The sequence below is a fragment of the Desulfobaculum sp. genome (genome assembly GCF_054921475.1).
On sequence record NZ_JBUDSW010000030.1, the window covers coordinates 1 to 20,171 of the forward strand.

20 protein-coding genes are annotated in these 20,171 nt (G+C 62.6%); 5 read left to right on the top strand and 15 right to left on the bottom strand.

Going from position 1 to position 20,171, the window contains the following annotated elements:
• The 4 genes from ACY69P_RS03265 to ACY69P_RS03280 form a co-directional block, all read right to left on the bottom strand.
• Positions 1-702 (bottom strand): pseudouridine synthase (locus ACY69P_RS03265; protein ID WP_462326555.1); only part of this gene is annotated, 702 nt, incomplete at its 3' end.
• 145 nt (positions 703-847) lie between these two features.
• Positions 848-1,207, bottom strand: a complete 360-nt coding sequence (locus ACY69P_RS03270) for a hypothetical protein (RefSeq protein ID WP_404843042.1) — start codon at positions 1,205-1,207, stop codon at positions 848-850.
• A 1-nt stretch (position 1,208) separates the two neighbouring features.
• Positions 1,209-1,817 (bottom strand): hypothetical protein, encoded by a 609-nt coding sequence (locus tag ACY69P_RS03275; protein ID WP_459901604.1) that lies wholly within the window; start codon positions 1,815-1,817, stop codon positions 1,209-1,211.
• Positions 1,818-1,877: 60 nt separating this feature from the next.
• Entirely contained in the window at positions 1,878-3,458 is a 1,581-nt protein-coding gene (locus ACY69P_RS03280; protein ID WP_462326556.1) for a glycosyltransferase family 9 protein, read from the bottom strand.
• A gap of 297 nt (positions 3,459-3,755) precedes the next feature.
• Here ACY69P_RS03280 and ACY69P_RS03285 point away from each other — a divergent pair, with 297 nt between their 5' ends.
• Positions 3,756-5,072, top strand: a complete 1,317-nt coding sequence (locus tag ACY69P_RS03285) for a malic enzyme-like NAD(P)-binding protein (RefSeq protein WP_462326557.1) — start codon at positions 3,756-3,758, stop codon at positions 5,070-5,072.
• A gap of 87 nt (positions 5,073-5,159) precedes the next feature.
• Here ACY69P_RS03285 and ACY69P_RS03290 read toward each other — a convergent pair whose 3' ends face one another.
• Together ACY69P_RS03290 and ACY69P_RS03295 are read right to left on the bottom strand one after the other, a co-directional pair.
• Positions 5,160-6,527 (bottom strand): amidohydrolase, encoded by a 1,368-nt coding sequence (locus ACY69P_RS03290; protein ID WP_462326558.1) that lies wholly within the window; start codon positions 6,525-6,527, stop codon positions 5,160-5,162.
• Positions 6,528-6,706: 179 nt separating this feature from the next.
• Positions 6,707-8,017, bottom strand: a complete 1,311-nt coding sequence (locus ACY69P_RS03295; RefSeq protein ID WP_462326559.1) for a solute carrier family 23 protein — start codon at positions 8,015-8,017, stop codon at positions 6,707-6,709.
• Positions 8,018-8,276: 259 nt separating this feature from the next.
• On the opposite strand from ACY69P_RS03295, the gene ACY69P_RS03300 reads away from it, so the two are divergent.
• Both ACY69P_RS03300 and ACY69P_RS03305 read left to right on the top strand, forming a co-directional pair.
• Positions 8,277-10,271, top strand: coding sequence for a hypothetical protein (locus ACY69P_RS03300; protein WP_462326560.1), 1,995 nt, complete (start codon positions 8,277-8,279; stop codon positions 10,269-10,271).
• Positions 10,272-10,383: 112 nt separating this feature from the next.
• Entirely contained in the window at positions 10,384-10,542 is a 159-nt protein-coding gene (locus tag ACY69P_RS03305; RefSeq protein WP_459901594.1) for a transport-associated protein, read from the top strand.
• Positions 10,543-10,699: 157 nt separating this feature from the next.
• Here ACY69P_RS03305 and ACY69P_RS03310 read toward each other — a convergent pair whose 3' ends face one another.
• From ACY69P_RS03310 to ACY69P_RS03345, 8 genes are all read right to left on the bottom strand, one after another.
• The gene (locus tag ACY69P_RS03310) at positions 10,700-11,251 is read right to left on the bottom strand and encodes a GNAT family N-acetyltransferase (protein ID WP_462326561.1); all 552 of its coding nucleotides are present in this window, start codon (positions 11,249-11,251) and stop codon (positions 10,700-10,702) included.
• A 114-nt stretch (positions 11,252-11,365) separates the two neighbouring features.
• On the bottom strand, positions 11,366-11,929 hold the full coding sequence (locus tag ACY69P_RS03315) for a Fe-S-containing hydro-lyase (protein WP_459901590.1): 564 nt from the start codon (positions 11,927-11,929) through the stop codon (positions 11,366-11,368).
• Positions 11,929-12,765 carry a fumarate hydratase gene (locus ACY69P_RS03320; protein WP_462326562.1) on the bottom strand — a complete coding sequence of 279 codons (837 nt, stop codon included), beginning with the start codon at positions 12,763-12,765 and terminating at the stop codon, positions 11,929-11,931. Before ACY69P_RS03320 ends, ACY69P_RS03315 begins: the two co-directional genes overlap by 1 nt.
• A gap of 35 nt (positions 12,766-12,800) precedes the next feature.
• On the bottom strand, positions 12,801-13,544 hold the full coding sequence (locus tag ACY69P_RS03325; RefSeq protein WP_459901587.1) for a fumarate reductase iron-sulfur subunit: 744 nt from the start codon (positions 13,542-13,544) through the stop codon (positions 12,801-12,803).
• Between the two features lie 2 nt (positions 13,545-13,546).
• Positions 13,547-15,382, bottom strand: coding sequence for a fumarate reductase flavoprotein subunit (locus ACY69P_RS03330; RefSeq protein WP_462326563.1), 1,836 nt, complete (start codon positions 15,380-15,382; stop codon positions 13,547-13,549).
• A 20-nt stretch (positions 15,383-15,402) separates the two neighbouring features.
• Positions 15,403-16,059 carry a succinate dehydrogenase/fumarate reductase transmembrane subunit gene (locus tag ACY69P_RS03335; RefSeq protein WP_459901583.1) on the bottom strand — a complete coding sequence of 219 codons (657 nt, stop codon included), beginning with the start codon at positions 16,057-16,059 and terminating at the stop codon, positions 15,403-15,405.
• A 392-nt stretch (positions 16,060-16,451) separates the two neighbouring features.
• Positions 16,452-17,216, bottom strand: coding sequence for an exodeoxyribonuclease III (locus ACY69P_RS03340; protein ID WP_462326564.1), 765 nt, complete (start codon positions 17,214-17,216; stop codon positions 16,452-16,454).
• On the bottom strand, positions 17,213-17,902 hold the full coding sequence (locus ACY69P_RS03345) for a metallophosphoesterase family protein (protein WP_462326565.1): 690 nt from the start codon (positions 17,900-17,902) through the stop codon (positions 17,213-17,215). The genes ACY69P_RS03340 and ACY69P_RS03345 overlap by 4 nt, the downstream gene beginning before the upstream one ends.
• A gap of 123 nt (positions 17,903-18,025) precedes the next feature.
• Between ACY69P_RS03345 and ACY69P_RS03350 the strand changes: the two genes are divergently transcribed.
• The gene (locus ACY69P_RS03350; protein WP_404843058.1) at positions 18,026-18,613 is read left to right on the top strand and encodes a 5-formyltetrahydrofolate cyclo-ligase; all 588 of its coding nucleotides are present in this window, start codon (positions 18,026-18,028) and stop codon (positions 18,611-18,613) included.
• Complete coding sequence (locus tag ACY69P_RS03355; RefSeq protein ID WP_404843059.1) at positions 18,604-19,350, top strand: purine nucleoside phosphorylase YfiH/LACC1 family protein; 747 nt, start codon at positions 18,604-18,606, stop codon at positions 19,348-19,350. The genes ACY69P_RS03350 and ACY69P_RS03355 overlap by 10 nt, the downstream gene beginning before the upstream one ends.
• A 156-nt stretch (positions 19,351-19,506) precedes the next feature.
• Here the strand turns inward: ACY69P_RS03355 and ACY69P_RS03360 are convergent.
• Positions 19,507-20,171: sigma 54-interacting transcriptional regulator (locus ACY69P_RS03360; RefSeq protein WP_462326566.1), on the bottom strand; the 665-nt coding region annotated here is incomplete at its 5' end.

The window sequence follows — 20,171 nt, forward strand, 5'->3', positions numbered from 1 at the left end:
TTGGTGACGAGCGCCTTTGAGGATGGGTGCCTGTACGAGTGTGCGGCCCTGCCCGACTTCACCCAGAGGGGTGAGGTGGGTGGCGCGAACGGGGTCGGCGGCGAGGTCGGGGAGCGCTTTGACATGCTTGCGCCGGGACATATCGAGGACATTCCGAACGACTGTAGGGGCCGCGAGTTGCCCGTCCACGACGGCGAGGTAGCGCTTGCGCACCTTGGCTGCATCTTCGAACTGGCGATAGGCGGCCCGAACGTCTTCAGAAAGCGCGACGAGAACAAGTCCGGAGGTCTGCTGGTCGAGCCTGTTGACGAGCTGGGCGTAGCGGCTCGGCCACAGATGGGGGACGGCGGCTTCCACACAGGGGGCCGGGCGCCCGGCTATGGCCTCGGTATGGAGTCCGGCGGGCTTAAAGAGTGCGGCCATGACGCCGGTCTTTTGCCCGACGACGCGAACACCTTGGGGGACCGCGGCGGCTTCGGCTTCACTGTGCTGGCCGGGGCGCGGCTTGAGGGTGAGCTCTTGCCCGTGCTGGACGCGGTAGCCCTTGGGACGGGAGACGCCGTTGACGAGAACGATGTAGCGCTCCCATGCGCGGCGGCGCTCCCGCAGGGAGGCCTCGGGGAAGAGCAAAGCAAGGGCGTGGTCGAGACGCACGCCCTGCATATTGGCTGGGATGGTTCTGCTTGGGATGGGCTGTGGCATGGCGGCGGTATATCGTGTCGCCGTGGCGATGCCAAGCACTGGCGGGAGCGGGAAATGCGTACCGAAAGCCTCTTCATCCTGAAAAGGCCTTGGTACACATGACGATTTATTGGCTGGAGGCGAGGCTCCGTTTTTCCACTTGGCCTTAGCCTCGTTTACTTATGAGGCGGCTTTGGAAGAGCGGCGTCACCTTGGTGGAGTTGCCGTAGCCCTTCATGCGGCGTCCTTCGTCCTTGATGCGGGCGATGTCGTCACGAAGGCTGGCGTGGAGGCGCTTCGCTTCCGTGGTGAGCTGGCCTTGCAGGCTACGCAGCCGACGGAGCTTGGTGAACAGGACATTCACGTCTACACCGTCGTCGTCCTTGCAGGACCACGCTTTTTCGATGAGTCTCCCGCGCTCGTTGGCGAGGTCGCCGGTGGTGTCGACGTCCCCTACGGCGAGGGAATCCAGTTCCTGTTGGCCCAAATCAAGGGCCTGATCCAGCAATCGCAGACAATCGGACATATTAGGCTGCCTTGGCTTTGTGGCGGATGTCCTCGCGGAGCTTGGCAACAACGACCTTCCACTTTTCGACGCAGGCGAGGAATTCGTATTCCAGCAGGTCGGCGAGGAGGATCCAGTCTTCGTTCTCGCTCACTTCGATCATTTCGGTGAACAAGCTGGTGATCTCTTCAAGACTATCGTTGAGTTCCTGCGATTCCTTAAGGCCGAACTCGTCACGAAGGACGCCGATCATGCCGAGGAAGTCGCGGGTGACGTCCAGCAGGTCCTGATACAGTTCGAGCGCTTCGGCATCATCTGCCTGGCGGAACAGTTCGGCCACGCTGCGGCCACCGTGCGCCATCAGCTGCACGACTTTGTACAGCTCGCGGGTGATGTTCACTGCCATTTCGGGCACGGCCATGGTCTTGATTTCGACGCTTTCGATTTCCTGAGCCGGGATATCTTCCGCCTGATGGGGGTAGATCTCGGAAAAGGATTCCTTATTCACGATAACGTCGGTCACCATGCGGTTGTCCAGCGCGTCTTCCGCCATGACCTTGACGAGCAGCTCTTCAAGATTGGCAAAGTTGTTGACGCTGAGCCCAGTTTCCTGACCATCGATAACAATCATCTCGCTCCTCCTTTTAGGAAAAAATGTGTGCCCAGCACACTTCTCTTAGTTTTATACAAATTACATGCCATTTACAGATATGCTTTCCCGCCAAGCCTTTGCCAACCCGTAATAGCGACCAACAAGGCCGGACATGCGGGAAAAGTCGCCGTCGAGGTCGTGGGCTTGCTCGCGCCAGAGGTCGCCCATCACGCCAAGGCGGTGGCTCTCGGCAGAAAGTGCCGACAGGCGCTCATAATTCGCCATGAACCGCTTTTTGAGTGGTGCGACTGGGGCCTTGGATATGGCCTCGGCCTGCTGCATGAGGACGAAAAACTGCTGCTCCACGCGGTGCAATTCCTCATGCGCTTCGGCGCGGGCGGCTTCCGTAAGCTGTACGGGCGGTAGCGCGCCGGAGACGGCGGCCTGCTCGTCAAGAAACTGACGATAGAAATGCCGCTGAAGGCGAATCCACGCGGTTCTGTCGTCGGCGTCGTGGCCGGTGTGGGAAAAGAGGTCCATCGCCCCGGCGCTATTGACGAAGCTCTGCCACACGCGAACGCCGGACGGTGGCGTGTCGCCACGGGCAAGGGCCCAGTCGCCTGTGTCGAGGTAACGCGAAACGTAGCGCCCCACGGCCTCGGGACGCACGCGGCGGCGGCAGGCGTGGTTCGTGGTGCACGGCGCGTCAAAACCACATGGATGGCAGTCCATGTCGGCCTCAATGCACAGCGCGCCCTCGGTGTAGGGACCGGTATCCCACGGCTGGGCCGTGGCGAGAAAGATGGCGCACACCGGGATGCCGAGGCCTGCGCCAAGGTGCATGGTTCCGGTGTCGTTGGTGACGAGCATGCGGGAAAACCGCAGGGCCGCGGCAAGCTGGGTCAGATTGGTCCGCCCGGCAAGGGAGACGGTAGGCGCGGGGCACAGCTCCTGAAAACGTTCGGCCAGATGCACTTCGGTTTTACTGCCGAGGAGCATGGGGCTGAGCCTATGGCGTTTCCACACATCGCCAGCGAGGCGGGCAAAATATTCCACGGGCCAACGGCGGAACTCTGCGCTGGCGCCAAGCTGCACGGCAAGAAATCCCTGCGCCTCCGGGGACTTTTCCGCAGCGAGCATGCCGCCGACGGTGAGCTTGTCCTCGCGGCTTGGGCGGTTCAGCACGTAGGGACGCGGGCCGCCGTGCAGTCCCGCAAGGGACCAGAACAGGTCCACGAGGTTGAACGGGCTGTTCGCCCTGCGCTTGCAGGCGGCAAGGAGAAATGCCGCCCATGGCGAAGCATTGAGGGCAAAACCAAAGCGGTCCAGCGTGTAGCCTGCAACCTCGGGCGCGTCGATATGGCGCGCCAGCAGGCGCGAAGGCAAGGTGGACGTATAATTGATGACGCGCTGCGGGGCGAAATCGCGGATATGGCCGGACCAGTCGGCAAACACCTTCAGCCCGTCCCGCCAGTTGGTATCAAGGCAGGAGAGCAAGGTGGAGCCCGGCAGGCCAAACACCGCGTCCACATCCCGCAGCAGCCCCGCCGCCGGGGCAAAATTCTGCAGGCAGACCAGCCCGACGGTGTCTCCACGGGCCTTCAGGCCGGAGATAACAGGCTGTGTTTGCAGCAGGTCGCCGAAGCGGGTCAAATTGATGACGAGAGTACGTGTTGCCATATTCTGCACAGAATCCAGTGTTGATGGGGGTTGCCGAGGGTTCGGCCACCACGCCGCCACAGGGCGGCGCGCTCACTGGAGGCAGACAATCAAGATTCGGGCCAACTTGGGGCCACATGGAGGGGGTGCGTATGGGGGCGCGGCAGGACGTATCGCCACTTGCAATAAGACAACACGTGCAATACTCTCGGAGCCTTAGAAGAACATCATGCGACGCACGGGCCTGCCCTACGCCGCGACAAATGCACGCCCGCGCAGCGACCACGCGCCAACTCTCAACCCCCGGAGGACCGCTCCATGCCACTGTTCACAAAGGAAGAAGCACTCGACTACCATTCCAAGGGCCGGAAAGGAAAAGTCGAGGTCATTCCCGTGAAGCCCTGCTCTACCCAGAAGCACCTTTCCATGGCCTACTCGCCGGGGGTTGCCCAGCCGTGCCTCGCCATCAAGGACGACCCGTCCCTGTCCTATGAATACACCAGCCGCGGCAATCTTGTGGCCGTGGTCTCCAACGGCACTGCTGTGCTGGGCCTTGGCAATATCGGCGCGCTGGCCGGCAAGCCCGTCATGGAGGGCAAGGGCGTGCTCTTCAAGATGTTCGCAGACATCGACGTCTACGACATCAACCTCGCTACCGAGGACCCGGATAGGCTCATCGACTGCGTCAAATTGCTGGAACCCACCTTTGGCGGCATCAACCTTGAGGACATCAAGGCTCCCGAGTGCTTCTATATTGAGGAGACGCTCAAGGAGCAGATGAACATTCCGGTCTTCCACGACGACCAGCACGGCACGGCAATCATTTCCGGCGCGGGCATCATCAACGCCCTCGACATTGCCGGAAAGAAGATTGAGGACCTGAAGGTTGTGGTCTCCGGCGCGGGCGCCAGCGCCAGCGCGTGCACCCGGTTCTACATTTCCATGGGTGTGAAGAAAGAAAACGTCTACATGTTCGACTCGCGCGGGCTTATCCACGCCGGGCGCGAAAACCTGACGCCGCAGAAGGCCGAATTTGCGCAGGACAAGGACTACGGCACCCTCGCGGAGGTCATGCAGGGTGCGGATATGTTCCTTGGCCTGTCCACCAAGGGCGTGGTGACGCAGGACATGGTCCGCTCCATGGCCGACAAGCCCATCATCTTCGCCTGCGCCAACCCGGACCCGGAAATCACTTACGACGACGCCAAGGCCGCCCGCCCGGACTGCATCATGGGCACCGGCCGCTCGGACTACCCCAATCAGATCAACAACGTGCTGGGCTTCCCGTCCATCTTCCGTGGCGCTCTGGATACACGCGCCTCCGCCATTAACGAGGAAATGAAGCTCGCCGCCGCCAAGGCGCTGGCCGACCTCGCCAAGGAGCCGGTGCTGGACAGCGTGCAGGCCCTGTACTCCCACAAGATGGCCTTTGGCACTGACTACGTCATCCCCAGCCCCTTTGACCCGCGCGTGCTGCAGAATGTGGCCGCCGCCGTGGCCAAAGCCGCCATGGATTCCGGCGTTGCCACCGTGAATATTGACATCGACAGCTACAAAAAGAGCCTGAGCGACAGACTTGGCGAAGCCAAAAAGCGCATCGCCTGCGTGGTGGACAACTACGGGCTGGACTTCTAAAGCCCCCTCCCACGCTGCCTGAAACGACAAGCGCCCCGGTCCTGACGGACCGGGGCGCTTTTTGGTGCGGTATATAAAGGCGCCGCGTTAGCGCACGCGCACGGTGGGGAAACGGTCGGGCAGTTCAATGCCCGCCTTCTTGCGCAGGAATGCGGCGCGGCTCTTCGCTTCCTCCAGCACGGCCTCCTCGTCCACGGTGAGGACCTTGCCATCGCGCATCAGCCACTGACCGTTGCACATGGTGGATTCCACGTCCGAGGAATGCATGGCGTACACGAGGGCGGAGACCGGGTCGTGCACTGGCAGGGTACCGGCGCTGCGGGGATGTACCACCACAAGGTCAGCCTTCTTGCCCGGTTCCAGGGAACCGATTTCGTCCTCCCACAGCATGCAGCGGGCACCGTTCAGGGTCGCCATCTCGATGATGGACTCCGCCGGAACGGTTTTGGGATTCAGGGTGCGGCCCTTGTGCAGGAGCGTGGTCAGCCACATTTCGTCGATCATGTCCATGCGGTTATTGCAGGGCGCGCCGTCGGTGCCGATGGACACGGCAATGCCGCGCTCCAGCATCTCGGGGATGAACGCAAAGCCCAGCACCTTCATGGCAGCGGCGGGGTTGTGGGAGACCTTCACGTCGTGCAGGCGGAACATGTCCAGCTCGCGCGGGGTCATCCATACGGTGTGCACGGCCAGCAGGTTGGGGCCAAGGGCGCCCAGCTTGTGCATGTGCTCCACCGTGGTGGCGCCGCGCGTTTCCTGCACGAAGCGGACTTCCTCCAGCACCTCGGCCACGTGCATGTGGATGGCAACGCCCTTCTCGTCGGCAAGGGCCTTGGTGCGGGTGATGAGATCGTCGGAGCAATTAAAAATAGTGCGCAGGCCAAACTGCGTGCGGATGCGTCCGTCGGCCTTGCCGTGCCAGTTGTCGTAATGCGCCAGCTGGCGTTCTATGCACTCGTCGGTGCTGCGTACCCAGCCTTCGGGGAGGCCTTCGCCGCAGTCCATGATGGATTCGCACAGGGCGGCGCGCAGGCCAAGGTCGGTCACGGCGCGGCCCATGCTGTCCACCTTCTGGCCACCCGCCTCGGCAAAGGCGGTCACGCCGGAGCGTATCAGCTCCAGCCCGCACGCCAGCGAGGAAAAATAGGAGTCCTCGTCGGTGAGGCTGCTTTCAAAGGGCCATGTCCGCTCGTGCAGCCACGTCAACAGGTCAACGTCATCGGCAAGGCCGCGCTCCAGCTGCTGCGAGGTGTGCACGTGCGTGTTCACCAGACCGGGCAGAACAATGCTTCCCGTGGCGTCAACGATGTCCGCGTCCGGGGCAATCATGTCCTCGGGGACGATGCCGACGGCCTTAATGCGATCGTCCTCCACAAGGACATCACCGTTCTCGAACGCCTGACGGTCGGCGTTCATCGAGATGACAAAACCATTCCTGATGAGTGTCTGAGCCATGTGTATCACTTCCTGTTACAGGCGCCGGTGCACAGGCATCGGCAGGTTGTTGAAATATCGAATGGGGCACCATACGCGGGCGGCCAGAAATAGCACCGCGCACCGGGCCAAGATGCCTGGTGCGCAGTGTGCATGATATGTCGCCCGCTCCGCAAGGTGCGGCGCAGGGGCAAGGACGGTTAGCTGTCCTTGTTCTCCGGCAGGATGAGATTCAGGATAACGGCGGACAGCGCGCCAACGGCAATGCCGGAGGCCACAAGATAGCGGGCCAGTTCCGGCAGGCGGTCCAGAAGTTCCTTGGGCATCAGCACGGCGGCCAGCGTCAAAAGGACGGGCAGGCCCACCACCAGCATGTTGCGTTCGTCCAGCTTCACGCCCTTGACCACGCGGAAGCCGTTCATGGAGATGACCACGCAGATGACGCCGAACACACCGTTGATGACCACGCCGGGGATGCAGGCGATAACGTTCATCAGCTTAGGCATAAGGCCGAGCACCAGCAGAACCACACCGCCGCCCATAACGGCCCAGCGGCTGGCCACGCCCGTGACGGCGATGATGCCCGCGTTGGTGGAGTAGCCAGTAACCGGGGTGCCGCCAAACAGCGCGCCCACAAGGCAGCCAATGCCTTCACCCACAGCGCCGCCGTTGAGCCGGCTGTCCGAGAGCTCTTCGCCGGTTACAGCGCCAACGGCGAACCATGTGCCCGTGGTCTCAACAAGCACAACGAAATAAATGAAAATAAGCGTCAGGGACGAGGCAAGGTCAAACTGCGGCATGCCGAAGGGGAACAGCTTAGGCAGGGCCACCCATGCGGCCTCGGTCACCGGAGTGAAATCCACAAGGCCGTAGATGCCCGCAACAGCGGTGCCGCAAGCCATGGACAGGATAACCGACGTCAGGCGCAGAATCTGGCCCGCACCGTGAAAACGCGCACCCAGAACCATCAGCGCCACAAGCACAGCGCCAGCGACCAGCGCCACAATACAGTTATTCACGGGGTCGCCGGGTGCGTTGTACACGCCCCTAAGCGCCACCGGCATAAGGGCAATGCCCACCACGACAATAACGGTGCCGCCAACCAGCGGCGGAATAATGCGGCGGACGATGCGGCCCAGCATCTTGAGGGGCCAGCCAAGAACCGTCACGAAAAGCGCGCCGCTAAAGAGCGAGCCAAACATCACGGGCAGTCCCATGGTGGTGCCAATGGCGGCAAGGGCGCCGATGGGCACATAGGAGGGGCCCTGCATCACGGGGAGCTTGATGCCAAAGCCGGTTTGCACCAGCGTGGCGATGCCTGCGGCGATGAACGTCATCTGGATGAAAAAGGCGGTCTCGGACACGGTCATGGAAAGAATACCGGCCAAAACGATGGGCGCGATGTACAAATCCATGGCCAAGACATGCTGCAAACCAAGCAACAATGCCTTTGCCGGGGAAAGCGGATCGTTCACGCCGACAGTAAGATGCAATTCACTTTGCTCTTTCATGGTTTCTCCTTGCAGGTGAGCATGACCCGAACGGGCCCGGAAGCGGGGTTGCTACCGCAGGGCTGGCCCCGCGTCAATTGTAAATATGCCCCGCAGTCCCTGCGCGCGCCCACTATCCCCACATACATAATTATAGATGAAGCGACATCGCATCCGCACGCGGGCGGTGGATTCTTTCCATGTATCATGTGGCGTGCTACTGTTTTCTGACCATGGACAAATCCTCTAAAATCCCCGGCAGAAGCCGCAATTCTACGCCATGAATATGGGCTACCACAAGGCGAACGCCATCCTTGCCGACCGTTTTGAAACGGTTGAGCAGCGCGCAGGACGCCCCGAGGCAACGCAGGACCTGAAGGAAATCGTGGACAAGGGCGTCAGCCTCATTACCGCGCGCCCGGAAACGGCCCGCAGCACAGCCGCGCGGCATGTGCTGGGGCAGGTCGCCTCCGGGCACCACAAGCGGCTCATTGAGGAAATCGCCGCGGACGTGCAGGACATCGTGCGTGAACGCGACGGCCGCCTGCTGCGCGGCATCACCTGCCGCCATGGCGAACTGCGCTTTTTGCCGGATGTGCTCCTGCCCGCCACGGAGGACGCCGTCCGGCAGTGGACAGCATTCCTCAATGCGCTGGAACGGCGGGTGCTCATCGTGGACGACCCGGTCACCGGCCTGCGCGGGCGCATCCCCTTCCGGGACGGGGCGTGGCTGTCGGACATCATCTACGCCGCAGAGGTCACCACAGCCGTCTTCCCGCCGGAACTGACCCGCGTGGACGGGCGCATGACCCTGCGCGGCGTCGCCCCCATCCGCGCGGACATTGACCTGCACGGCGCGCTGACCGTGGACATTGAGGCCATACAGGGCGGTCCGTCACCGGTGCGGCGCGTGCGCGGCACACTGCGCATCCATGCGGGCGGCATCCACACCCCGCAGGATCTACCCCTTTCGCCAGAAATCCTTGCGCAGTGGGGATGCGTGCATGAAACAGCCATCACCCTCAACGACAGGGTGCGTCTGCACCTGCTCCATGAGCAGGCCGGGGACGACACGGTGCCCTGCCTTGTGGAATCGCCGGGCGGCCAGCGCATTGAGGCGCGCTCGCGCCGCTTTATCTGGGACGGCGCACGGTGGACGCGATTCAAGCGCGAACTCCCGCCGGAACTCGTCTACGCCCTGAACAAAAAGCTCCAGCGCGTGTGCACAGGGCTAGGACTTGGCGACGCCCTCCTCCCCGAGGACCGGGAGTCTCCGGATATGCTGGCGGCCAGTGCGGGCAATATTGCGGCGCTACTGGCCATGGGCCGCGGCGCACATCGCCCCAGCACGGCGCGAACCATCGACAAGGCCCTGCGCGAAGCCATCCTGCGCGTGGAGCGGCCCCTTGACGGCATGCGCCCCATCATCGCCGGGGAGGCCGGATACCGCTTTCTCGGCCCGGACCAACTCACCGCCAGCCTCGACGCAGCCATGCGCCCGCTCTCCGACGACCGCCTTGAGCGCGCGGCGCAGGCCCTGCGCGCCAGCTGCGCCCCCGAAAAACAAGGGCAAGCCAAGGCAGACAAGCGTTACCTTCGCGCCCTGCTTGAGCCGGACCGCACACTGGACGATGTGCTGCGTTCCGGCGGGCGCACCCTTGTTTTTCTGAATAATATGTTCACGTCCAAGGCGGCCCGCGCCCGCGCGGCAGACATCATCACGCCCATCCGCGCCAACCTGCGCGGCCTGCTGGGCAAAAAGCCCCCGCAGGAGACCCTCATCGCCCTGCTCAAAAGCGCCGGAGCGCAGACCATGGAAACGCTGGAGCGCAAGTACGGCGGGCATACGGGCGCGGTCCATCAACTGGGCACCGCGCTGGTGAACCTTGGCACCACGCCGCCCTTGCGCCTTATCCGCGAATTCCAAACCGCCACCTACACCGCGCAGGACGAAGCGCTGGACACGGACATCGCCCAGCTCACGCGCCTGCTCGACTACGGCGCAGGGAGCCTCGACGACGCCCTACGTCCCCAGCACATGCCTCCAGACGGCCACACCGACGGCAAAGTCCTGCGCGGCTGCCTGCTGGTGAACCTGCACAGCTTTCTGGTGGAGGCGGTCAAGAACCAGTCCTTTGACCTGGACGCGGCGCCGCCAACCGCCATTGTGGAGGGGCTGCTGGCCCAGCTGGACCGCTACCTGCCCGTCCTGCCGCAGTACAACGCCCTCTGCGCGGCGGCCCAGCGCAACGCAGAGCGCAAAGACACCAGCTAACAGCAAAGGTTGCGCTTGCAAAAATACAAAACCTTTCGTACATGCTGAAAAACTGCTACCGCCGCCCTGCGCGGCGCGGCACCCTCACCATAACGATGCCCATGGAGAAACCATGCAGATGCTGAAAAAACTGTTCATCATCACCTGCGCCTGCATCATGCTGGCCACGGTGGTTGGCTGTCAGGACGAAGGTCCCGCGGAAAAGGCGGGCAAGAAGATTGACCAGGCTGTTGACTCCCTCAAGGATAAAGCCAACAAGCTGATGGAATAGCACGGATAAAGCCGCCCTTTTGGGCGGCTTTTCTTGTTTTGAACGGGGCGCACAACACTCTGCGTTCTTGGGCTGGCCCCGCAGCATGGCGCTTCTGTCTTCGCCAGCTCCCGGCGCGTAACGCACTTCGCATCCTCCGGGCCGCACTGCGCGGGCGTTAGCCCGTGGCCGACGGCGGCATGGGCGAAGCCGCGCGCCGCTTCACCATACGCAGTACCACCGCGCCAACGCGCCCCACAAATTCCTCCTGCGTACGCCAGCCATGGGCGGCATAAAACTGCACCGCACGCACATTGGGCTTGTAGACCTCAAGGCTGGCTTCAGCGTGCCCGGCGGCAAAAATCGCCGATTCGGCATGCTTTAGAAGCATCCGCCCCACTCCCTGCCTATGGTAGCAGGTATCCACCCACAGCAGGCTGATGTGCGAGCCGCTTACCACATTCACCATCCCGGCCAGCGCGCCGCCACCTCCGCCGGGGTGCAACAGCGCGTCTCCGGCCTTCTGCGCCGCGCCCGCGCCGTTTCCGGTGCACTCGCACACGCGGATGCTGGGCCACTGGAGCAGCAAGGCCGAGTTCACCTCGTCAATGCGTTCCGGCATATCCTCGGCGGGCACAATGCCCCGGTAGATCTCGGGCATGGTCCGGGCGACGATATCCACCAAAAAGGGAATGTCCTTGGGCTGCGCCTCGCGCAGAGTGAAATGCATGGGCATGGCTCCACTGTGCCCCGAAGCCCGGCGCGCCGCAACACGCCCGCGCAACGGGACGGAAAAAGGGCCGCCCCGCAAAGGACGGCCCCAAAGCTTTTCATACGAAAACGGCTAGGCGTCTTCCAAGCCAACGGCGGCAAGGTCGGGCTTGGCGTACAGCTCGCCGCCCTTGCAGTCGTTTATAACCAGCACCGGGAAGTTCTCCACCGTCAGTTCACGGATGGCCTCCGGGCCCAAATCGTCAAAGGCGATGACGCGCGCGGCCGTGATACACTTGGACAGTAGCGCGCCAGCGCCGCCCGTTGCGCCGAAGTACACGCCAGTGTGGCGGACAAGGGCTTCCTTGACTGCGGAGCTCCGCTTGCCCTTGCCTATGGACGCCTTCTGTCCCAGCTCATGCAGACGCGGGGCATAGGTGTCCATACGGTAGCTGGTGGTGGGCCCCGCCGCGCCAATGGGACGTCCGGGCGGCGCCGGGCTTGGCCCAACGTAGTAGATAACGCTGCCAGCAAGGTCGAAGGGGAGCTGCTCGCCGTTATCAATCATATCCATCAGGCGCTTATGGGCGGCGTCGCGCGCGGTGTATACCGTGCCGGACAAAAACACCACATCACCCGCCCGAAGCTGCGCCACGTCCGCATCAGTCAACGGAGCCTGCAAATGGTATTCGGCCATTAGAGCACCACCTCCTCATGCCGGATGGAATGGCACTGCACATTCACAGCCAGCGGCAGGCTGGCCAAATGACAGGGCGCCATCTCAATCTTGACGCCAAGGCAGGTGGTCGTGCCGCCAAGGCCCATAGGCCCAATGCCCAGCTTGTTGATATCGGTCAGGAGCGCCTCTTCCAGCTTGGCGATTTCCGGATCGGGGTGCGCCTCGCTCAGGCCGCGCATCAGGGCGTGCTTAGCCATGATGGGCGCGCGCTCGAAGGTGCCGCCAATGCCGATGCCCAGCATGGTGGGCGGGCAGGGGTTGGGTCCGGCCTCGATGACACGGCGCAGAACAAACTCGCGGATGCCCTCCCATCCCTGCGCGGGGGTGAGCATGGTCACGCGGGACATATTCTCGGAGCCGCCGCCCTTGGCCATAAAAGCGATTTTCAGCTTATCGCCGGGGACGAAGTCGAAATTGATAATGGCCGGGGAGTTGTCCCCGGTATTTTTGCGGGTCATGGGGTCGCAGGATGATTTGCGCAGGTAGCCTTCGGCGTAGCCCTGCCGCATTCCGTCCTCAATGGCCTGCTTCAGCCCGCCCTCCACGTGAACGTCCTCGCCCACGTCCACATAGAAGACGGCCAATCCACAGTCCTGACACAGCGGCAGTCCCGTTTCCTCCGCAAGCTCGGAATTTTCGAGCAATTCGCGGAAGACCTCTTGGGCCGCCGGGGAGTCTTCGTCCTCCAGCCCTTTCCGGAACGCCGCCTTCACGTCGTCCGGCAGTTTCACACTGGCCTCCCGTACCAACCCGGCGACTGCCGCCGTGATGGTGGACGCCTCCACTATGCGCATTGTGTCTCTCCTTCCTCTCGCCTTCTGACGGGCATTTACCCTTTGCCGGGTAAAAAGCGTTTGATGGCGGCAAGGCCCATCTTGCGGCGCAAAAAGCCCAGCTGGTTCTGCAGCGGCAACCCCTTGGGGCACACATCCTCACAGCCCAGCAGGCCCATACAGCCGAAAATGCCCTCGTCGTCTCCGATGACCTCGAAGTACTCCGTCTCCGTGCGTTGGTCGCGGGGGTCCAGCATGAACCGCGCCACGCGGTTCAGCCCCGCCGCGCCCAGAAAGTCCTGCCGCATCCGCGCCGTACCGCACCCTGCGATGCAGCACCCGCACTCAATGCAGCGCTCCAGCTCGTAAATGTCATTGGCAAGGGCGTTGTCCATCCGCTCCTCTTGGGCCAGCGGGTCAAACGCCTTGTCCGTGTGCACCCATGAACCGACGCGCGAATACATTTCCCGGAACCAGCTGCCTGTGTCAACGGATAAGTCGCCGACAAGCTTGAAGATAGGAAGCGGCATCAAAGTGATGCGCTCCGGCAGGTCTGCGGTTTTGGTCTTGCAGGCAAGGTCCGGGCGGCCATTGATCAGCATGCCGCACGCGCCGCAAATCCCCGCGCGGCAGCAGAAATCAAACTGCAACGACGGGTCCTGCTCCTCGCGTATCCGCGTCAGCGCGATAAAGAGCGTCATGGACGGCGTTTCAGGCAGCACGAACGTTTCCATATGCGGGGCGCTGTCCTTGTCCTGAGGCGTGTACCGGAAAATATCAAAGGTAAGTGTGCGTGCCATGCCTAGTCCTTTGTGCTGTCCATGGAAATGATGCTGCCGCCGCCATAGCCCCTGTCGCCGGGCGGAATCTCCATCACCTGCGTTGCGGCTTCGTAGCGCAGTGTGGGCACGTCCGCCCCGCTGTCCGGCCATGTGGCCAGCGTGCGGCTCAGCCAGTCGCGGTCATTGCGGGCGGGGTAGTCCTCGCGGGCATGACTGCCCCGGCTTTCGGTGCGCTGGAGCGCGCCATAGGCAATGCACTGCGCCAGCCGGACCATCCCCGGCAACTTCAGCGCCAGCCCAAGCTCCGGATTCGGCCCATGGCCGCCGGACTTCAGCCCAATGCGCGCCGCGCGCTGCTGCACCTCGCGCAGACGCTCCACCGCGTTTTCCAGCCCTGCGCCCGTACGGAAAATATGCACACCGTCCTGCAGGGCGTCCTGCATAGCATCGCGCACGGCGTAGACGTTTTCGTCGCCGTCCGCGCCGGACGCCAGCCGCGAAATGCGGTCCTCCACCTGCGCCGCGGCGTTGCGCATAGCGCCGGTGGTCCAGGTGGCGTCCCGGCCCTTGAGGTACTCCACAACCTTGGCCCCAACCACCATGCCCGCCACCACGGTCTCCGCAAGGGAGTTGCCGCCAAGGCGGTTGAATCCGTGCATGTCCCAGCATGCGGCCTCGCCAGCGGCAAACAGCCCCTCCAGCCCGTAGGCCTTGCCGTCCTTGTCCGTGCGCACGCCGCCCATGGAGTAGTGCTGCACGGGCTTGACGGGAATCAGGCTCTCCACCGGATCAATGCCAAGGAAATTCTGGCAGATGTCGTCAACCTCGCGCAGTTTGACGCGGATGTGCTCCTCGCCAAGGTGGCGGATGTCCAGCCACAGGTGCTCGCCATAGGCGCTCTTTACCCCCTTGCCCTCGCGGATATGGTGCATCATCCAGCGCGAGACCACGTCGCGCGAGGCAAGCTCGGCCTTGTCCGGCTCGTAGGTATTCATGAAGCGCTCCTCGTTCACGTCAAGGAGCGTGCCGCCGTCGCCGCGGCAGCCCTCGGTGACGAGGATATAGGTCGGCACAATGCCCGTGGGATGGAACTGAATGGCCTCCATGTTGCCAAGGGGGACCACACCTGTGTCCAGCACCGCCGCATGCGCGCCGCCGTCATTAATGACGGCGTTGGTGGACTCGCGGTAGATGCGGCCAAAGCCGCCGGACGCCACCAGCGTGGCCTTGGCCAGATAGGCGCGCAGTTCGCCCGTGCGCAGGCACCGGGCAATGGCGCCCATACACTCGTGCCCGTCATGGATGAGCGAGACGACCTCCACCTTGTCGTGCACGGTGACGCCAAGCTCGGCGGCGCGGTTGTCCATGGTGTACAGCACGGTGTGCCCCGTGCCGTCGGAGGTATAGCAGGTGCGCCACTTGGCGGTGCCGCCAAAGTTGCGCGCGGTGATAAGGCCTTCGTTCTCTGGCTTCTCAAATTTCTCGAAGCGTTCGCCGCCTTTGTAGTAAAAGCTCTTCCCGCCCACCACACGGTTCCACGGCACGCCCCAGTGCGCCATCTGGCGCATGGCAATGGGCGCATTGTCGCAAAACAGGCGCGCCACTTCCTGATCACAGCCCCAGTCCGACCCCTTCACAGTATCCAAAAAGTGCACGTCCGGGCTGTCGCCCTCGCCCATAACGCAGTTGCCCAGCGCCGCCTGCATGCCGCCCTGCGCCGCCGAGGAATGCGACCGCCGCGCCGGAACGATGCTGAGGCAGATGGAGTCGAACCCCGCCCCAGCGGCCTCAATGGCAACACGTTCCCCGGCCAGCCCTGCGCCGATGGACAGCACATCCGTCACGAAAGTTTGCATGATGCGTTCCCTTGCGAGCTTTAGAAGAGGTCCATGAAGTAGAACCGAAGCAGCGTGATGAAGCCGATGGCGATAAAGCACAGCGTCACGATATTCTCACGCTTTTTGAGGATGCCGCGCCTATCGCTGCGGATAAAGCCCCACTTGACGCCAATGCGGTAGAACCCAATGCCCACATGCAGTTCCACCGCAGGCAAAAGGACCAGATACAGCGCCATAAGCCAGCCGCCCTGCACGCGCGCCGCGCTCTTTATGGATGTGATGGGAAAATCGGTGAGCACCACCCAGAGGTGGATGGAACCAAGAATGAGGACCACCATGGCGGTAACAACCTGCACCAGCCACAGCCACGTATCCGTGTGCCGCATGGCGCGGGAGTGCTTCCAGATGGCCTTTTGCTCGCGCATGCGGAAGGGGATCTTCCGCGCGGCAAGGACGAAGTGAACCACCATCACCAGCGCGATAAGCGGCCCGCCCACCTGCGCCATATAGGTGTACTCGAAGAACCACGCCAAGGCGTCCATCACGCCCCGCCCAAGCAGGATGCTGGACACCAGCACAAGGTGGGACCACATAAACAGCACCAGTCCCGCCCCGGTCAACATCTGCAGCCAGTCCATGTACGCCGCCGCCCTGCCGGGCTTTTCAACGTGCATGGTGGAATCCACAACCGCCATATCAACCTCCGACTTCAGGTCTCGAAAGCGGCGTGCGGCCCGCCGACCAGCGCGCGCCCTAAATCAGGCGCCCACCACAGCGGCCCCGGCACGCAGGTCCATAATCTACGAGCACTAGAAGTCTTTATTACTGACGCAACATTGTCAATTCAAAAAGATTTTTCACATACAGCGCCCAGCCCGGCCAGAAAGACCGCTTCACAGCGCCGCACCAAGCGACCGTTTTGGCAACCAACCAGCCCCTATCGCATCGCCAACCATTCACCCCACAGCACAAAGCCCGCCCAATCCATCTCCAGCGGGCACCATCCCCCGCCCAGCACACCACGCAAAACCGCCCACCCGGTGGGCCGGATGGGCGGTTGATGCTGCGTTGTTGACTGATGCAGGAGCTAGAATTCCAGCTCCACGCCAAGGGGGCAGTGGTCGGAGCCGGTGACGTCCGGCTCAATCCATGCGCGCTTCACGTTGTCGCGCAGTTCTTCGGAGACGAACACGTAGTCGATGCGCCACCCCACGTTCCGGGCACGCGCTCCGCCGCGGTAGGTCCACCATGTGTAGTTTTCCGGCCCGTCGTCAAACATGCGGAAGGTGTCGATGTAGCCCGAGGCAACCAGCTTATCCAGCCACTCGCGCTCAATGGGCAAAAAGCCGGTGATCTTTTCGTTTTCCTTGGGGCGGGCAAGGTCGATGGGCTTGTGCGCGGTATTGAAGTCGCCAAAGACCACGATGGGCTTCTTTTTGCGCAGTTCCTCGGCGTATTCCAAAAACGCGTCGTAGTAGCCCAGCTTGTACTGGAGCCTGTCGTCCCCCATGCCGCCGTTGGGGAAGTAAATATTGAACATATAAAACTGCTCGTACTCCAGCAGAATACAGCGTCCCTCGCCCCGGTAGCGCTCGTCGGCAAGGCCGTAGGACACCGCCAGCGGAGCCTGACGGCACAGGCACGCCGTGCCGGAGTAGCCCTTCTTTACCTTGGAAGGATTCCAGAAGGCCATCCAGCCCTCGGGGTTGCGCTGGTCGGCGGCGAGTTGATGCGGCTCGGCCTTGATTTCCTGTACGCCCACCACATCAGCGTCGCACTGGTCCAGCCACTGCCAAAAGCCCTTCTTGGCGACGGCGCGAAAACCATTAATGTTCCACGAAATCAGCTTCATCCCTCGCTCTCCTCCCCAAGAATGCGAAACTCGGCGGAAAAGCGGCCATCCTCCAGCGTGATGACGGCGTAGCCGCCATTATCGAGCATGCCGGGGTTTACGATGGTGGTTGCGCCAAGGTGGTCCACGGCGCGGGCTTCGTGGATGTGGCCGCACAGGCACACGTCCGGCTGCACGCGTTCGATGAACTCGCGCACGGCGCGGCTGCCCACGTGCATGCCGCCGGGGAGCTTATCCGCCGCGGTCTCAAAGGGCGGGTCGTGCGCGACAAGGAGTAGCGCGTCCCAGTCGCGGGCGCTGGCGTAGGCCTCGTCCAGCCACGCGGCGATTTGCTCCTCGGACGCTTCGCAGGGCGTGCCAAAGGGCGTGGGCGACGAGCAGCCAACACCGATAAGTCCCGCACTGGGGGCAAGCTCACGGGCGCGCACGTGCATGTTCATGCCCTCGGCCTCCAGCCAATCCGTGACGCTGTGGTCGTCCATGTTGCCGATTTGGGCGTGGATGTTGCCGTTGGCCGCCGCAACGTCGGCAATGACGCGCCGCGCCACGTCCAACCCGCCGGCGGTGGTAATATCCCCGCTGACGATGACGCCCTGCGCCCCGGCAATGCCGGGAATGACGGCAACTTGAGCGGCGGAGCCGTGCAGGTCGCCACAACCTATCCAATATCTTTGTAAATTCGTCATATCTGGTCCCTTTCAAGAACGGGCAAGAATGTGTACACTCCGTTTCCGTGCGCAGCGCAGGCCTTCCGCGCGCGACTTCGGCGACGATAATACAAAACGGTCCAATCATAAACCGCCAGAGACATGGACAACATCCCTCCCGACAAGGCCGCCATACGGGCATCCTTGCTGCGCCAGCGCGCCGACCTGCCCAAAGCGGCGGTCACCGGCAAAAGCGCCCGCATTCTTGCGTTTCTTCGGGCTTTGCCCCAGTGGCGCTCCGCCACCGAGATTCTCCTGTACCTTCCCATTAAAAACGAGGTGGACACAACGCCACTTCTTGACGAATTGTGGTCACGAGGAGTACGCACGCTCCTCCCGCGCTGTCGCCCGGATGAACCGGGCGTGATGGACGTGGCCTGCGTCACCTGCACGGACGAGTTGACACCCGGCAAGTACGGCATCCCCGAACCGGCCCCAGAGGTCTGTCCGGGGCTTTTTGCATGCGCTCCGGATGTCGTCCTCATCCCCGGTGTCGGCTTTGACCGGCAGGGGCACAGGCTTGGCTTTGGTGCGGGGTTTTATGATAGATATCTCGCAGGGGACTGTGCCAAGAATTCGCTTCGCTTCGGGCTGGGCTACAGCTTTCAGGTTGTGGACTCGCTTCCTGCGGATTCATGGGACATTCCCATGCACGCCATAATCACTGAGGACGGCATTCTATGGACATGAGCTATATTCCCTTTCAGTTCCCCGGTCTGGACAAGGTCAACTGCTACTTCGGCACCCGTATGGGCGGCGATGACAAGGGACCGTTCGACAACGCAAACATTTCGCTGGAGGTTGGCGACAACCCGGACCACGTTATCGAAAGCCGCAAGGCGCTCCAACGCCAGTTGGGCTTTGAGACCTGGCAGGAAGTGCGGCAGGTGCACGGCCCGCAAATGATTTTTGAGCCGGAACCGACGGACATTGAGGTGGAGGGCAGCATTGAGGCCGACGGCATCGCCACCACCGCCCCCGGCCGCGCCCTGATTATCAAGACGGCGGACTGCCAGCCCATCCTGCTGGCCCACGCCAGCGGCAAATACGTCGCAGCCCTGCACGTGGGCTGGCGCGGCAACGCCCTGCACTTCCCCACCTCGGGCGTGAAGGCGTTCTGCCGCGAATACGACCTGCCGCCGGAAGAGGTCTACGCCGTACGCGGCCCAAGCCTTGGCCCGGGCTGGAGCCAGTTCCAGAACTTTCACGATGAATTCGGCAAGGCCTTCAAGGACTACTTTGACCCGGACACCGCCTCCGTGGACCTGTGGCGCCTCACGCGCGACCAGTTGCTGTCCGCTGGCATCCGCCCCGGGCACATCTTTGGTCTGGACCTATGCACCTACAGCCTGCCGGAGATGTTTTTCTCCTACCGCCGCAACAACACCTGCGGCCGCATGGCCAGCATGATTTGGATTGAAAAATAATCCACCCCTTTTGCCCGCTTACGGCGCGTCCCTCATCCGGGGGGCGCGCCTTTTTTTGCATGGTCAGCGTCGAAGAAAAATCCGGACCCGAGGGGCAAAAAAACGCCCGGCGGGTTTCCCCACCGGGCGTTGTCATTCACGGGGCGCACAGGCGCATCAATCGGACTGGATGCCGAAGGACTTGAGCTTGCGGTACAAGTAGGACCGCTCCATGCCGATGGATTCGGCAAGGCGGGTGATATTGCCGTCGCACTCGCGCAGTTTCTGACGCAGAAAGCGCGCCTCAAAGTCGGCGCGGGCTTCCTTAAAGTCCATAATCCCCGGCGAAACGGCGGAATCGGCATTTTGCGTGGCGCTTGAGGCGGCTTGCAAATATTCGGCGGGCAGGTCTTCCGGGCCAACCTCGGAGCCGCCGTGCACGATGAGCATCCGCTCCACAAAATTTTTCAGCTCACGCACATTGCCGGGCCACGGGTAGCGCTGGATGCAATCCAGCGCCTCCTGCGTAAAGGACATGGCGCGGAACCCATGCATCTTGGTCAGCCGGGCAATGAATTCCTCAATCAGCAAAACAACGTCCCTGCCGCGGCTGCGAAGGGGCGGCACCTCAAGGGGGAAGACGCGCAAGCGGTAGTACAGGTCCTCGCGGAAGTTGCCGGCCTTGATTTCCTCCTGCAGGTCCTTGTTGGTGGCGGCGATAACGCGCACATCCACCATAATGGTCTTGCGCCCGCCCACGCGCTCAAACTTCTGCTCCTGCAAGATGCGCAGAATCTTGGCCTGCGTTTTCAGGCTCATGTCGCCGATTTCATCAAGGAACA

What these genes read in the sequence shown, in the direction of transcription:
- ACY69P_RS03270 (WP_404843042.1), bottom strand. Translation starts at nt 1,207, where the DNA reads ATGTCCGATTGTCTGCGATTGCTGGATCAGGCCCTTGATTTGGGCCAA.
- ACY69P_RS03275 (WP_459901604.1), bottom strand. Translation starts at nt 1,817, where the DNA reads ATGATTGTTATCGATGGTCAGGAAACTGGGCTCAGCGTCAACAACTTT.
- ACY69P_RS03280 (WP_462326556.1), bottom strand. Translation starts at nt 3,458, where the DNA reads ATGGCAACACGTACTCTCGTCATCAATTTGACCCGCTTCGGCGACCTG.
- ACY69P_RS03285 (WP_462326557.1), top strand. Translation starts at nt 3,756, where the DNA reads ATGCCACTGTTCACAAAGGAAGAAGCACTCGACTACCATTCCAAGGGC.
- ACY69P_RS03290 (WP_462326558.1), bottom strand. Translation starts at nt 6,527, where the DNA reads ATGGCTCAGACACTCATCAGGAATGGTTTTGTCATCTCGATGAACGCC.
- ACY69P_RS03295 (WP_462326559.1), bottom strand. Translation starts at nt 8,017, where the DNA reads ATGAAAGAGCAAAGTGAATTGCATCTTACTGTCGGCGTGAACGATCCG.
- ACY69P_RS03300 (WP_462326560.1), top strand. Translation starts at nt 8,277, where the DNA reads ATGAATATGGGCTACCACAAGGCGAACGCCATCCTTGCCGACCGTTTT.
- ACY69P_RS03305 (WP_459901594.1), top strand. Translation starts at nt 10,384, where the DNA reads ATGCAGATGCTGAAAAAACTGTTCATCATCACCTGCGCCTGCATCATG.
- ACY69P_RS03310 (WP_462326561.1), bottom strand. Translation starts at nt 11,251, where the DNA reads ATGCATTTCACTCTGCGCGAGGCGCAGCCCAAGGACATTCCCTTTTTG.
- ACY69P_RS03315 (WP_459901590.1), bottom strand. Translation starts at nt 11,929, where the DNA reads ATGGCCGAATACCATTTGCAGGCTCCGTTGACTGATGCGGACGTGGCG.
- ACY69P_RS03320 (WP_462326562.1), bottom strand. Translation starts at nt 12,765, where the DNA reads ATGCGCATAGTGGAGGCGTCCACCATCACGGCGGCAGTCGCCGGGTTG.
- ACY69P_RS03325 (WP_459901587.1), bottom strand. Translation starts at nt 13,544, where the DNA reads ATGGCACGCACACTTACCTTTGATATTTTCCGGTACACGCCTCAGGAC.
- ACY69P_RS03330 (WP_462326563.1), bottom strand. Translation starts at nt 15,382, where the DNA reads ATGCAAACTTTCGTGACGGATGTGCTGTCCATCGGCGCAGGGCTGGCC.
- ACY69P_RS03335 (WP_459901583.1), bottom strand. Translation starts at nt 16,059, where the DNA reads ATGGCGGTTGTGGATTCCACCATGCACGTTGAAAAGCCCGGCAGGGCG.
- ACY69P_RS03340 (WP_462326564.1), bottom strand. Translation starts at nt 17,216, where the DNA reads ATGAAGCTGATTTCGTGGAACATTAATGGTTTTCGCGCCGTCGCCAAG.
- ACY69P_RS03345 (WP_462326565.1), bottom strand. Translation starts at nt 17,902, where the DNA reads ATGACGAATTTACAAAGATATTGGATAGGTTGTGGCGACCTGCACGGC.
- ACY69P_RS03350 (WP_404843058.1), top strand. Translation starts at nt 18,026, where the DNA reads ATGGACAACATCCCTCCCGACAAGGCCGCCATACGGGCATCCTTGCTG.
- ACY69P_RS03355 (WP_404843059.1), top strand. Translation starts at nt 18,604, where the DNA reads ATGGACATGAGCTATATTCCCTTTCAGTTCCCCGGTCTGGACAAGGTC.